12 protein-coding genes are annotated in these 13,322 nt (G+C 73.0%); 7 read left to right on the top strand and 5 right to left on the bottom strand.

All coding sequences use genetic code 11. The annotated features are described in order from the left end of the window. The first annotated feature begins 242 nt into the window (after window positions 1–242). Entirely contained in the window at window positions 243–2,477 is a 2,235-nt protein-coding gene (locus ACZ573_RS34275) for an acetate--CoA ligase family protein (protein ID WP_471312113.1), read from the top strand. Between the two features lie 239 nt (window positions 2,478–2,716). Further along, window positions 2,717–3,517: an enoyl-CoA hydratase/isomerase family protein gene (locus ACZ573_RS34270; RefSeq protein WP_471312111.1), complete on the top strand. Its 801-nt coding sequence runs from the start codon at window positions 2,717–2,719 to the stop codon at window positions 3,515–3,517. A gap of 18 nt (window positions 3,518–3,535) precedes the next feature. Here the strand turns inward: ACZ573_RS34270 and ACZ573_RS34265 are convergent, their stop codons facing one another. After that, complete coding sequence (locus tag ACZ573_RS34265) at window positions 3,536–4,321, bottom strand: VOC family protein (protein ID WP_471312109.1); 786 nt, start codon at window positions 4,319–4,321, stop codon at window positions 3,536–3,538. A gap of 163 nt (window positions 4,322–4,484) precedes the next feature. After that, on the bottom strand, window positions 4,485–5,402 hold the full coding sequence (locus ACZ573_RS34260) for a hypothetical protein (RefSeq protein WP_471312107.1): 918 nt from the start codon (window positions 5,400–5,402) through the stop codon (window positions 4,485–4,487). Window positions 5,403–5,556: 154 nt separating this feature from the next. Between ACZ573_RS34260 and ACZ573_RS34255 the strand changes: the two genes are divergently transcribed. Both ACZ573_RS34255 and ACZ573_RS34250 read left to right on the top strand, forming a co-directional pair. Next, entirely contained in the window at window positions 5,557–6,174 is a 618-nt protein-coding gene (locus ACZ573_RS34255) for a flavin reductase family protein (protein ID WP_471312210.1), read from the top strand. A gap of 225 nt (window positions 6,175–6,399) precedes the next feature. Beyond that, window positions 6,400–7,332, top strand: a complete 933-nt coding sequence (locus ACZ573_RS34250) for a D-alanyl-D-alanine carboxypeptidase family protein (RefSeq protein WP_471312105.1) — start codon at window positions 6,400–6,402, stop codon at window positions 7,330–7,332. An 88-nt stretch (window positions 7,333–7,420) separates the two neighbouring features. On the opposite strand, the gene ACZ573_RS34245 is transcribed toward ACZ573_RS34250, so the two are convergent. From ACZ573_RS34245 to ACZ573_RS34235, 3 genes are all read right to left on the bottom strand, one after another. Further along, on the bottom strand, window positions 7,421–8,488 hold the full coding sequence (locus tag ACZ573_RS34245; protein ID WP_471312103.1) for a Zn-dependent alcohol dehydrogenase: 1,068 nt from the start codon (window positions 8,486–8,488) through the stop codon (window positions 7,421–7,423). Then, window positions 8,485–9,687 (bottom strand): acyl-CoA dehydrogenase family protein, encoded by a 1,203-nt coding sequence (locus ACZ573_RS34240; RefSeq protein WP_471312101.1) that lies wholly within the window; start codon window positions 9,685–9,687, stop codon window positions 8,485–8,487. The genes ACZ573_RS34245 and ACZ573_RS34240 overlap by 4 nt, the downstream gene beginning before the upstream one ends. Before the next feature lie 102 nt (window positions 9,688–9,789). Then, window positions 9,790–10,701, bottom strand: coding sequence for an SDR family oxidoreductase (locus ACZ573_RS34235; protein ID WP_471312099.1), 912 nt, complete (start codon window positions 10,699–10,701; stop codon window positions 9,790–9,792). Window positions 10,702–10,821: 120 nt separating this feature from the next. Between ACZ573_RS34235 and ACZ573_RS34230 the strand changes: the two genes are divergently transcribed. The 3 genes from ACZ573_RS34230 (at window position 10,822) to ACZ573_RS34220 (ending at window position 13,321) form a co-directional block, all read left to right on the top strand. Further along, a complete protein-coding gene (locus ACZ573_RS34230; RefSeq protein ID WP_471312097.1) occupies window positions 10,822–11,748 on the top strand; it encodes a cyclase family protein in 927 nt (308 codons plus the stop codon). Between the two features lie 145 nt (window positions 11,749–11,893). Continuing rightward, the gene (locus ACZ573_RS34225; RefSeq protein WP_471312096.1) at window positions 11,894–12,580 is read left to right on the top strand and encodes a hypothetical protein; all 687 of its coding nucleotides are present in this window, start codon (window positions 11,894–11,896) and stop codon (window positions 12,578–12,580) included. A 123-nt stretch (window positions 12,581–12,703) separates the two neighbouring features. Continuing rightward, a complete protein-coding gene (locus ACZ573_RS34220; RefSeq protein ID WP_471312094.1) occupies window positions 12,704–13,321 on the top strand; it encodes a TOPRIM nucleotidyl transferase/hydrolase domain-containing protein in 618 nt (205 codons plus the stop codon). Window position 13,322 lies beyond the last annotated feature (1 nt).

Genomic DNA, 13,322 nt, shown 5'->3' with positions numbered 1-13,322 from the left:
CCGGGGCCGCCTCGGGTCGGGCCGGGGGCCGGGGCCGCCTCGGGTCGGGTCGGGTCGGGTCGGGTCGGCCGAATCGCGCCCTGGACTGGTCCCGGCGGGATCTGCCACCGTTCACTTCACCACACCACCTCCACACCTTTCCTGCGCAGCCCTGTTCCTGACGGCACGTCAGTTCAGTAATCTGACTACACGTCAGTTATTGAGTTCCATCGAGGTTCATCGAGCAGGAGCGGGCGGCAACGATGCTTGGATCTACTCACGGCACCCTCACCACCGACTTCCGCGCACGTGTCGAGGCCTGCGGGGAGTCTCCCAGGACCGCCGTCCACTCGTCGGCGGCCCCCTCCGCCGACGACGCGGTCCCCCTGGACGTCAGCGGACGACCGCTGCACGCCGACGTGCCCGACCTGGACCGGTTCTTCCGGCCCGAGTCCGTGGCCGTCATCGGCGCCTCCGACACGGAGGGCCGGCCCAACACCGGCATCACCCGCCAGCTCATCGCCTGGGCGGAGCGCGTCGGCGCCCGGATCCACCCCGTGCACCCCACCCGCCCCACCGTCTTCGGGCTGACCTGCCACGCCTCCGTGGCCGACCTGCCCGAACAGGTGGACCTCGCCGTCCTCCTCGTCGCCGACCCGCTCCCCGTCATCGAGGAACTGGCCGAGACCAAGGTCAAGTTCGCGGTCGCCTTCGCCTCCGGCTTCGCCGAGACCGGCGACGCGGGGGCCGCCGCCCAGGAGCGGCTCGGCGCCGCCGTCCGCGGCTCCGGCCTGCGCCTGCTGGGCCCCAACACCAACCTCAACGCCTTCGAGAAGTTCCGCGAGGACCTCGACGGCCCGGCGATCGCCCTCATCACCCAGTCCGGCCACCAGGGCCGGCCCGTCTACACCCTCCAGGAGCTGGGCATCCGGCTCTCCCACTGGGCGCCCACCGGCAACGAGGCGGACCTGGAGACCTCCGACTTCATCTCCTACTTCGCCGAGCAGCCCGAGGTCGGGGCCATCGCCTGCTACGTGGAGGGCCTCAAGGACGGCCGGTCCTTCCTGCTCGCCGCCGACCGGGCCGCCCGCAACGGCGTCCCCGTCGTCGCCGTCAAGGTCGGCCGCACCGAGACCGGCGCGCGCATGGCCGCCTCCCACACCGGGAAGCTGACCGGCGCCGACACCGTCGTGGACGCCGCCATGCGCCAGTTCGGCGTCATCCGCGTCGACGGTCTCGACGAGCTCCAGGACACCGCCGCCCTGCTCGCCCGGGCCCGCAGGCCCAAGGCGGACGGGGTCGTCGTCTACTCCATCTCCGGCGGCACCGGGGCGCACTTCTCCGACCTGGCCACGGAGGCGGGCCTGACCCTGCCCACCCTCTCGCAGGCCAAGCAGGACGAACTCCACCAGTGGATCCCGCCGTACCTGAACGTCGCCAACCCCGTCGACAACGGCGGCCACCCGGTCGGCGACTGGCGCGGCCGGAAGATCATCGACGCGATCCTCGACGACCCCGAGGTGGGTGTCCTGATCTGCCCGATCACCGGCCCCTTCCCGCCCATGAGCGACAAGCTCGCCCAGGACCTGGTGGACGCCGCCGAGCAGAGCGACAAGCTGATCTGCGTGATCTGGGGCTCCCCGGTCGGCACCGAGGACGCCTACCGCACCACCCTTCTCGGCTCCTCCCGCGTCGCCACCTTCCGTACCTTCGGCAACTGCATCACCGCTGTGCGCGCCTACCTCGGCCACCACCGCTTCACCGCCGGATACCGCTCCCCGTTCGAGGACGCACCGCGCACGCCCTCGCCCTCGTACCGCAAGGCGCAGGCCCTGATGCGGCCGTCGCAGCAGCTCAGCGAGCACGCGGCGAAGCAGCTCCTGCGCGCCTACGGGATACGGGTCCCCCGCGAGCAGCTGGTGACCAGCGCGGCGGCGGCGGTCCGCGCGGCCGGGCTGGTCGGCTACCCGGTGGTGATGAAGGCCTCGGGCCCGCAGCTGGGGCACAAGACGGAGCTCGGCCTGGTGAAGATCGGCCTCACTTCGGCGAGCCAGATCCGTGACGCGTACCGGGAGCTGACCGACATCGCGCGCTACGAGAACGTGCCGCTCGACGGGATCCTGGTCTGCCAGATGGTGGAGCGGGGCGTGGAGATGGTCGTCGGCGTGACCCAGGACGACCTCTTCGGCCCCACCGTCACCGTCGGGCTGGGCGGGGTCCTGGTGGAGGTCCTGCACGACGCGGCGGTCCGGGTGCCGCCGTTCGGCGAGGACCAGGCGCGGGCGATGCTGAGGGAGCTGCGCGGGCATGCGCTGCTGGAGGGCGTACGGGGGGCGCCCCCGGCCGATGTGGACGCCCTGGTGGAGGTCGTGCTGCGCATCCAGCGGATGGCGCTCGAACTGGGCGACGAGCTGTCCGAGCTGGACATCAACCCGCTGATGGTGCTCCCGCGGGGGCAGGGGGCGGTGGCGCTGGACGCGCTCGCCATCTGCCGCTGACGCTGCGCTCGCCCCGCGGCCACCGCTGCGCGGAGCCTCTCCCCGCCCCGCCCTTTCGCCGCTTCCCGGGCTCCGCCCGGACCCCGTACGTGCGCTGCGCGCCCGTGCGCTCAAACGCCGCGCGGGCTGGAAATCCTCCAGCCCCGCCGGCCTTTGAGGCGCGGGGGCTCGGGGGCAGCGGCGCCCCCGCAACGGCGCCGCACGCACCGCACCCCATCCCCCCGGAACGGGAGTTCACCATGACCGGCATCACGGAGGACGAAGTCCTCCACCGCATCGAGAACAACGTCTCGTGGATCACCCTCAACCGCCCCGAGGCCATGAACGCCGTCACCTGGGACCAGCGCGAGCGGGTCATCGCGCTGCTCGCCGAGGCCTCCGCCGACCCGGCCGTGCGGGCCGTCGTCGTCACCGCCACCGGCAAGGGCTTCTGCGCGGGCGCCGACCTGCGCGGCAGCGCCCCCGCGGGCGAGAGGGTCGCCGGTGACGTCGCCCGTATGATCCGCCTCGGCGCGCAGCGCCTGATCACCGCCGTGCTCGACTGCGAGAAGCCCGTCCTCGCCGCCGTCAACGGCACGGCCGCCGGCATCGGAGCCCACCTGGCCCTCGCCTGCGACCTCGTGATCGCGGCCGAACCGGCCCGGTTCATCGAGGTGTTCGTCCGTCGCGGCCTGGTCCCCGACGGCGGGGGCGCGTATCTGCTGCCGCGGCTCGTCGGGCCGCAGAAGGCCAAGGAGCTGATGTTCTTCGGCGATGCCGTCCCGGCCGCCGAAGCCGAGCGCCTGGGTCTGGTCAACCGGGTGGTTCCGGCGGCGGAGTTGGAGGCGACGGCCCGTGAATGGGCCGAGCGGCTCGCCCAGGGGCCCACCCGGGCCCTGGCCATGACCAAGCAGCTCGTCAATGCCTCCCTGGACGGTGACCGGGCGGCCGCACTCGCCGCCGAGGCCACTGCCCAGGAGATCAACATGACCACCGCCGACGCGAACGAGGGCGTGGCGAGCTTCGTGGAGCGCCGCTCGCCCAAGTACCTCGGCCGCTGACGGAACCGCCCCGGCGAACTACATCCGCGGGTCGGGCTTGAGCAGCGCGAACACCGCTCCGGCCGGGTCGGCCAGCCAGGCGATCCGGCCGACCTCGGGGAGGTCGGTGGCCGGCATGAGCACCGATCCGCCGTTCGCCTTGGCCGCCGCGACGGTGGCGTCGACGTCCGCCGAAGCGAAGTAGGGCACCCAGCGCGCCTGGTCGTTCCCGCCCTCGCCCAGGAAGGGGGCGATCCCTCCGAAGGAGGCGTCCTGCTGGTCCCCGTCGGCAGTGCTCAGCACCCGGTACATCATTCCGGGCGCGGGCATCTCGGCGCTGCGCCAGCCGAACACCCCGGTGTAGAAGGCGATGTCGGCGACGGGGTCCGCCACGTGGAGTTCGGTCCACACCAGCGTGTTGTCGGCGGAGGTCAGCTGGAGCCCGGCGGTCTTCCCGGGCTGCCAGCAGGCGAACTCGGCGCCCTGCGGGTCGGTGAACTGGGCCAGCCAGCCCTCTCCCATGACGTCCATGGGCTCCATCCGGACCGTGCCGCCGCCGGCGGTGACGGCCGTCGCGGTGGCCTGGATGTCGGGGGTCATGAAGTGCTGCATCCAGGCGGACGTGGCCCCCTCCTCGGTGAGCGGCCCGAGCGCGGCGACGGTCTTGCCGTCGACCTGGAAGAACCCGTACCCGCCCGCCTCGGGTCCGGCGGAGACGAACTCCCAGCCCAGGACGGCGTTGTAGAACGCTGCGGCCGCCTCGGTGTCGGGGCTGCCGAGGTCGAGCCAGTTGGGTGATCCGGTGGTGAAGTCGGTGCCGAGCATGGGGTCCTCCCGGGACTACGGCGGCGGTACGAGGTCGCTGCCACGATGCCGAGCCTCCACCCGCGCCCGGGCGTACGGACCCACGGAGGCAGGGGGTTTCACCCGTGTGGGGGTACGGGATGCTCGGCGCGACGGTCGGCGGCCAGCGGCCGGCGGCCGGGGCTCACGGCGAGAGGAGGACGTCCGGCGGGCCGGAGCGCCACATGGGGCGCATGGAGCCGGGGCCCGTGTTGCCGACCGGGTGGAGCTCGGGGCGGCGGCCCGCGGGACCGGCCTCCTGCCACTGCGTCTGCCAGCCGGGGCAATCGCCGACGGTCAGTTCCACCCCGGCCCGCTGGCCGGACCGCGCGTCGGCCGGCTGTTCCCGCCAGGTGCCCGTGGCGGTGCAGCGCGCCACGGAGCCGTCGCCCGGATTGACCGGGAGGTCCTCGACGGCGAGCTCGCCGCCCTCCCGGAGCCGGACCGTCCCGCCGCCCTCACCGCGCCAGGTGGCCGCGTGGTGCGGCTGCCGCGCCCCGGACAGCTCGTAGCCGTTCGTGGTGAACCCGTCGCTCGCGTACGGCCCGCCGACCAGGGCGGCCAGCGCGAGTACGCCGGAGGTGATGTACGCCGCCGTCGCGACGTAGCCGCACGACCGGGTGGTGCGCAGCGCCAGGCCCGCCACCAGCAGGGGGAGTACGCCGCTGCCCGCGATCCAGGCCAGGGAGGGGAGGAACGGGACCCCCGCCGCACGCCACAGGAAGAAGGCGCAGGCCGCCGACATGCCGAGGAGCCAGGCCGGTGCGGCGGCGACTTCGCCCGTCCGGCGGGCCAGGGCGAGGGCCGGGCGGGTGAAGACGAAGGAGTGCAGCATGCCGATGCCCAGCAGCAGGGCGGGGACGACCACGGCCCCTGCGACGACGAACGCGAGCAGGCCGTCTCCCCGGGTGGTGAGTTCGAAGCGCTCGTCCGGCTCCGGCAGGGCGACGAGCAGGGCCAGCCCTACCAGCAGCTGCCCGGCGAAGACCGCGTCCGCGCCGGGTGCCGATGCCCACCATCCGCGGTCCGCCGCCGCCCGCGGCATCCGTTTCACCTGCGTCATCCTGCCCACCCACCCCTGTCTGAACGCGTTCAAGACTCTCGGACCGGGACTCTACACCCTTCCTGAACATGTTCAAATAGCGCGTCCATCCTCCCGCCTCTTCCTATCTGACGAACCGTCAGCTTCAATCGTCGGTGTGATGGGACATGCAGGGATGGCGGCCACCGTCGTCCGATACCTCAGGTCAGTGGGCTCCCCCACCTCCGCCTCGGCGCAGCGGGAACCCGGGTCCGTCGACGCCCTGCCGCGTCCCGACCTGCGGGCCGTCGGCGAGGACGAACGCGCGCCGGTGTCCCCCGCCGAGTTCCGGGCCGTGCTCGGGAACTTCGCCAGCGGGGTCACCGTCATCACCGCACCGCCCGGCGAGGACGAGGACGGCCCGGCCGGCTTCGCCTGCCAGTCCTTCGCCTCACTGTCCCTCGACCCGCCCCTGGTCACCTTCATGGTGGCGCGTACGTCGACCACCTGGCCGCGGATCGCCCGCGCCGGGGTGTTCTGCGTCAACATCCTCGGCGCCGCACAGGGTGAGCTGTGCCGGTCCTTCGCCGTCAGCGGCGCGGACAAGTTCGCCGGGGTGACCCACACTCCCGCCCCCGTCACGGGATCACCGCAGCTCGACGCCGTGCCCGCCTGGATCGACTGCCGGATCCAGGCCGTCCACACCGGCGGGGACCACCTCATCGTCGTGGGCCGGGTGGTGGCCATGGGCGCGGCCGGCGAGGGCGAGCCGCTCCTCTTCCACAAGGGCCGCTTCGGACGTTTCGCCGGCTGACGGGCCGGTTGCCGGGCCGGCTGGCGGGCCTGTTGCCGGGCCGGCCGACGGGCCTGCCGCCGGACGCGCCGACCGCTGGACGGGGCCCGGGCCGTTCCTCCCCCGCAGTTCGACGTCCCTGCGTCCGTCCGCTGCGTAAGCTCCCCCCGGGGCTGGGGCACCTCGGTGCTCCAGCCCCTTCGGAATTCTTCGGATACACGGGGATTTGAGTTGATACTGAACCTGATGCGCCGCACGCGCGGCGCGATCGCCGTCACGGTCGCCACCGGGGCCTTCCTGGTGGCCGCCTCGCCGGCCTCGTCGGCGGCTCCCGTCGCCGCACCCCCCGTCACGGCCGCCGGCGCGATCCTGATCGACGGCACCAGCGGGGCCACGCTCACCAGCAAGGCCGCTGACACCCAGCGGCAGGGGGCGAGCACCACGAAGATCATGACGGCCCACGTCGTGCTCCGTACGCCCAATGTGGACCTCAACAAGAAGGTCACCATCAAGAAGGAGTACGCGGACTACGTCGTCCGCGAGGGTGCGAGCTCGGCCCACCTGAAGGTGGGCGCCACCCCGACGGTCCGCCAGCTGCTGTACGGGCTGATGCTCCCGTCGGGCTGCGACGCGGCCTACGCGCTCGCCGACACCTTCGGCAAGGGCACGACCACGGCGGCCCGCAAGGCGGACTTCATCGCGCAGATGAACGCCAAGGCGAAGTCGCTGGGCATGACCAAGACCGTCTACGACTCCTTCGACGGCATCTCGCCGACCGGCAAGAACCTCACGACCCCGCGCGACCTCGCGAAGCTCACCAAGTCCGCGATGTCGGGCGTCACCTTCCCGAAGCTCGTTGCGGCGAAGACCTACAGCACGGGCGGCACCTCGACCGACGCCACGTGGGGCAACAGCAACCTGCTGATCAGGGAGCGCCCCACCGGCTACGCCTACCCGGGTGCGATCGGCGTCAAGACCGGCACCGGCACCGCCGCGGGCAAGTGCCTCGTCTACTCGGCGACCCGTAACGGCAAGACCGTCATCGGCGTCCTGCTGAACGACGAGGAGCGCTACGCGGACGCCATGAAGCTCATGGACTGGGCGCTCGGTTCGAGCGCCGGCTCCGGGGCGGCACTGCAGCGCGGCAACACCGACCCGATCCCGGACGTCCTCGACTGACGGTGACACAGTTCACGGCTCCTCCGCCGGCGGGTGCGATCCCGCCGGCGGAGGAGCCGAGCCGTTTCCGGGGAGCGGCAGCGGCCGGTCAGAAGGTGAGCACTCCCCTGGCCACCCGCCCGTGGTGGGCGTCGTCCACGGCCTTGGCGAAGTCCTCGACCGGGTAGACCTCCGTCACCAGTTCGTCCAGCAGCAGCCGGCCCTGCCGGTAGAGCTCGGCGTAGAGCGCGATGTCCCGCTGCGGGCGCGAGGACCCGTACCGGCAGCCCATGATCGTCTTGTCCAGGTACATGGACGACACGAGGAACGACGCCTCCTCCTGGAAGCCGGGCACGCCGAGCAGGACCGCCTGCCCGTGCCGGTCGAGGAGGTCGATCGCCTGGCGGATCAGCTTGACGTCGCCCACGCACTCGAAGGCGTGGTCGGCGCCGGTCGGCAGGATCTCGCGGACCGCCGCCGACGAGTCGGCGACGGCGGACGCGTCGATGAAGTGCGTGGCGCCGAACTGCCGGGCCACCGCCTCCTTCGCCGGGTTCGCGTCCACCGCCACGATGGTCGTGGCGCCCGCGATCCGGGCCCCCTGCAGCACGTTCAGCCCGATGCCGCCGGTGCCTATGACGACCACCGTCTCACCGCGGTCCACGCGCGCCCGGTTCAGTACCGCCCCCACCCCCGTGAGGACCCCGCAGCCGATGAGCGCCGCCGAGGGGAGCGGGATGTCGGCCGGGATCTTCACGGCCTGCACGGCCTTGACGATCGTGCGCTCCGCGAAGGCGGAGTTGGAGGCGAACTGGAACAGCGGCTTCCCGCCCCGCGAGAACGGCTGCCCCGGCATCCCGATCGCCTTGCGGCACATCGTCGGCCGGCCCCGGTCGCAGTCCGCGCACGCCCCGCAGTTGGCCAGGGTGGACAGCGCCACGTGATCGCCCGGCACCACGTGGGTGACCCCCGGACCCACCGCCTCCACGACCCCCGCGCCCTCGTGCCCGAGCACCACGGGCGGCGGGAACGGGATCGTCCCGTCGATCACCGACAGGTCGCTGTGGCACAGCCCGGCCGCACCGATCGCGACCAGCACCTCCCCCGGCCCCGGGTCCCGGATCTCCAGGTCGTCGACCACCTGAGCCTGCTTGCCGTCGAACACGACGCCTCTCACCTGGACTCCTTAGGCAGGCCGAGCACACGCTCGGCGATGATGTTCCGCTGGATCTCGTCCGAGCCGCCGTAGATGGTGTCGGCACGGGTGAACAGGAACAGGCGCTGCTCCTCGTCGAGTCCGAGCTCGTACGGGAGCCCGGGCGCCCAGCCCGCCGGCCCGGCCGTGGCCGCCGCGCCGCGGACCTCCACCGCCAGCTCCCCGAGCCGCCGGTGCCAGCCGCCCCACAGCAGCTTGGCCACGCTGGGCGCGCCCGGATCCCCGTCGGCGCCGAGGGTGCGCAGCGCGTTCCACCGCATCGTGCGCAGCTCGGCCCACTGCCGTACGAGCCGGTCCCGCAGGACCGGGTCCCCGGCGCCCGCCGCGGCCCGCGCCGCGTACGACGCCAGGACGCGCTCCAGTTCCGCCGCGAACCCGATCTGCTGGACCAGGGTCGAGACCCCCCGCTCCAGGGCGAGCAGGCCCATGGCCACGGTCCAGCCGTCGCCCTCGGCGCCGACGACCTCCGCCGCGACCGCCCCGTCGAAGAACACCTCGTTGAACTCGCTCGTGCCCGACATCTGCCGGATCGGGCGGACCTCGACGCGGCCGGGCTGGTCCATGCGTACGAGCAGGAACGACAGCCCCCGGTGACGGCGCGAGCCGGGCTCGGTGCGGGCCAGCACGAAGCACCAGTCGGCGTCGTGGGCGAGCGAGGTCCAGATCTTCTGGCCGGTCACCCGGTACCGCCCGTCGGCCGTGTCCCGTACCGCGGCCGTGCGGATCCCCGCGAGGTCGGAGCCGGCGTCCGGCTCGCTGTAGCCCTGGCACCACAGCTCCTCGCCCCGCGCGATGCCGGGCAGGAAGCGGCCTTGCTGCTCGGGCGTCCCGTAGGCGATGAGGGTCGGGGCGAGGAGGTTCTCGCCGATGTGGCCGACCCGGCCGGGCGCGCGCAGGGCCGCGTACTCCTCGGCCCACACCACCTGGCCGGTCAGGGAGAGCCGCCGGTTTCCCCACCCGTCGGCCTCCCAGCCCTGCCCGATCCAGCCGCCCCGGCCGAGCTCGCGCTCCCATGCCCGCCGGATCCCGGCCCCCTCGTGCTCGCTGCCCGGTCCGCCGAGGCCGACGGCCTGCGCGTACGGGCCCACGAGGTGCTCCGACAGCCACGCCCGGGCGCGCCCGCGCAGCTCCTCGTCCTCGGCCCCGAAGCTGAAGTCCACGCCGCTCCCCCTGGTCCTGTCCGGTCCGATCCCGTCCGGTCCGATTCCGTCCTGGCCTGGCCTGGCCTGGCCGGTGCTGTCCTGCCCCCGTCCCGGCCGGTCCTACGCGTTGGGGCGGTCCTTGGCGGCCGCCGCCCTGGCCATGGCCTCCAGTTGCGCGAGCATCGGCATCGGGTCGCTGCCCACCGTGCCGGGCAGGAAGTCGGCGATCTTCTCCGGCGTCCAGGCCCCGTCGGCGTATCCGGCGCGCAGCTCGCGCGGCTGCGCCCAGACGGCGATCTTCGGGCCGGCGATCGTGTAGACCTGCCCGGTGATGTCCTCGGCCCTGGCCCGGTCGCTGAGCAGGTAGGTGACCAGCGCCGCCACGTCCTCGGGCTCGCCGATCTCCTTGAGCTCCATGGGGACGCCCGCGGACATCCGGGTGCGGGCGACGGGTGCGACGGCGTTGGCCGTGACCCCGTACTTGGCCAGGCCCAGCGCGGCGGAGCGGACGAGCGAGATGATCCCGCCCTTGGCGGCGCTGTAGTTGGCCTGGGCGACGGAGCCCTGGTGGTTGCCGCTGGTGAAGCCGATCAGGGTGCCCGTGCCCTGCCTGCGCATGACGGCGGAGGCGGCGCGGAAGACGGTGAAGGTGCCCTTGAGGTGGGTGGCGATGACCGGGTCCCACTCCTCCTCGGACATGTTGAACAGCATCCGTTCGCGCAGGATGCCGGCCACGCACACGACGCCGTCGATGCGGCCGTACCGCGCGAGCGCCGTGTCGACGAGGCGCTGGCCGCCCGCCATGGTGGAGATGTCGTCGGCGACGGCGACGGCCTCCCCGCCGAGGGCGGTGATCTCCTTCACCACGGCCTCGGCGATCTCACTGGTGGGCTCCGCGCCCTCGATCCCGACCCCGTAGTCGTTGACGACGACCTTGGCGCCCTCGGCGGCCGCGGCGAGTGCCACGGCCCGTCCGATGCCCCGGCCGGCGCCGGTGACGGCGACGACCTTGCCTGCCAAGAAGTTCCCCACGTCCGGCCCCTTCCCGCGATTTCTGACGGACCGTTAGATTCTATGGGTAGCCAGATGCACCTGCACAAGCCCTCGTTGCCGTCGTAACCGCCGCATCCACGCAAGGAGCCGTCGACGCCCATGACCCTGCCCGCCGAGTTCCACGACATCGCCAAGCGCGTCAACAACTGGGGACGCTGGGGCGCCGACGACGAGATCGGCACCCTGAACCTGATCACCGACGAGGTGGTCCGGGGCGCCGCGGCACAGATCCGCACCGGCCGCCGGATCCCGCTCGCCCTCCCCCTCAAGGAGGACGGGGTGCAGGTCGGCATGATCCCCGGCCGGATCAACCCGCTGCACACGATGGTGCAGATCAACCAGGAGCTCTTCGGGCCCGGCACGGTGGCCTGCAGCGACGACGCGGTGAGCATGGGTCTCCAGGCGGGCACCCACTGGGACGCCCTCACCCATGTCTCGCACTCGGGGAAGATCTACAACGGCCGCCCGGCCGGCACCATCACGGCCCACGGCCGCGCCGAGTTCAGCGGCATAGACAAGGCCGGCCCCATCGTCTCGCGCGGGGTGCTCCTCGACGTGGCGCGCGCGAAGGGGCTGGACCGGCTGCCGGGCGACCACGCGGTGACCCCCGGGGACCTCGCCGAGGCCGAGGAGTTCGGCGGGGTCACCGTCCGTCCCGGCGACATCGTCCTGGTCCGCACCGGCCAGATCCAGGTCTACCTGGCGGGCGACAAGCACGGCTACGGCTTCCCCTCCCCCGGGCTGTCCCTCCGTACGCCCGAGTGGTTCCACGCGCGGGACGTGGCGGCCGTCGCGAACGACACGCTGACCTTCGAGATCTTCCCGCCGGAGATCGAGAACCTGTGGCTCCCGGTCCACGCCCTCCACCTGGTCGAGATGGGCATGCACCAGGGCCAGAACTGGAACCTCGAAAAGTTGTCCACAGCCTGTGCAGAAGGGAACCGCTACGCGTTCCTCCTCTCCGCGATGCCGGAACCCTTCGTCGGCGGCACCGGAACCCCCGTGGCCCCGGTGGCCGTCCTCTGACCTGAGGATCGCGCCCCGGCCCGGTGGCTTCGGCCGCACGGCCCCGGGGCGTACGGCGGCGTGGAACCATGAGGTGTACATGACGCGTCACCGTTCGCGTGCGTCACCCCCCGTCCCCGCCACGTTCCCCGCAGGAGAAGTCCGCATGGCCAACCCGTACCAGGTAACGCCGCCGCCCGCCCCCAGGCGCCGCTCCGGCGGCAACGTCGTCGCCGTCATCGTGCTCGCCGTGGTCATCATCGGCGGCTACTTCGTCATGCAGTCGCTCCGCAAGGACGACGGCAAGCCGTCGGCGTCCCCCTCGGCCTCCCCCTCCGCCAAGCCCACCGCCAAGGACCCCGGATCCCCCGAGTCCTCCTCCGACACCTCCAGCGCGTGGAAGGTCGGCGACTGCGGCGGCCCCGACCCGGCCAAGGCCGCCGGCGCGTACAAGCGGCAGGGCTGCTCCGAGTCCGGCGCCACCTTCAAGGCCATCGACATCAAGGAAGCCAGCATCCTCCCGGGCGCGATCCAGTGCCCGCCCGGCACGGACCTGATGATCGACGTGAGCATCTCCTACGGCGGCAAGTCGAGCGGCATCCCCACCAACACGGTCTGCGGCCGCAACCTCTCGGGCGACCACCCCGGCGACGCCGGCGCCGGCGGCGGCCAGTTGGTGAAGGGCGACTGCGTGACCTCCCAGGCCAAGGAGGTCGCCTGTGGCGGCTCGGGCGCCCAGAAGGTCCTCGGCCTCGTCAAGACGAAGGCCGAGTGCCCGTCCGGGACCACCAAGCCCATCGAGCTGATCATGGCCGTCGGCCGCCCGTACGACGTGATCTGCACCGACGGCTGAGACGCCCCGGCGGCGGTGGCGCCCGTACCCCGCCACCGCCGCCGGCCGCTCCGCGCCGGCTCAGGGGCCGGTCGGCGCCGAAAATTCCGTGCCCCGGCGCCGGTGAAGGCGCAGACTCGGCCCATGGCGGACATGCGGGCGTTCCGGAAAGCGGTCGACGACTGGGCGGCCGGGGGTCCCGGCGAGGCCGCGAGCGAGCTGGCCGCCCGGCTGGGCGTGCGGACGGCCGTGCTGCTGGAAGGGCCCAGCGACCTCGCGGCCGTCGAGGCGCTCGCCGCACGCCGCGGCCGCGACCTCGCCGCCGAGGGGGTGTGCGTCGTACCGATGGGCGGGGCGATGAGCGTGGGCCGCTACACCGGCCTCCTCGGGCCGCCCGGCCTCGGCCTGCGCCTGACGGGACTGAGCGACGAACGCGAGCAGCCCTTCTACGACCGCGCCCTGGCGCGGGCCGGGGCGCCGAGCAGCGGCTTCTTCGTGTGCGTCGCGGACCTGGAGGACGAACTCATCCGCGCGCTGGGCACGGCGCGGATCGAGGAGGTCCTCCGGTCCGAGGGCGACCTGCGCTCCTGGCAGACCTTCGTGCGGCAGCCCGCCCAGCACGGCCGCCCCCGGCAGCGGCAGTTGCGGCGCTTCCTCGGCACGAAGAAGGGCCGCAAGATCCGCTACGGCCGCCTCCTCGTCGACGCCCTCGCTCCCGAAGAGGTGCCGGCCCCGCTCGACGACCTCCTCGCGGCGCTGTGAC

It is taken from the genome of Streptomyces sp. NPDC040545, assembly GCF_055595065.1.
The sequence above is the reverse complement of the archived record's forward strand: the minus strand, read 5'-3'. Positions and strand labels throughout refer to the sequence as shown.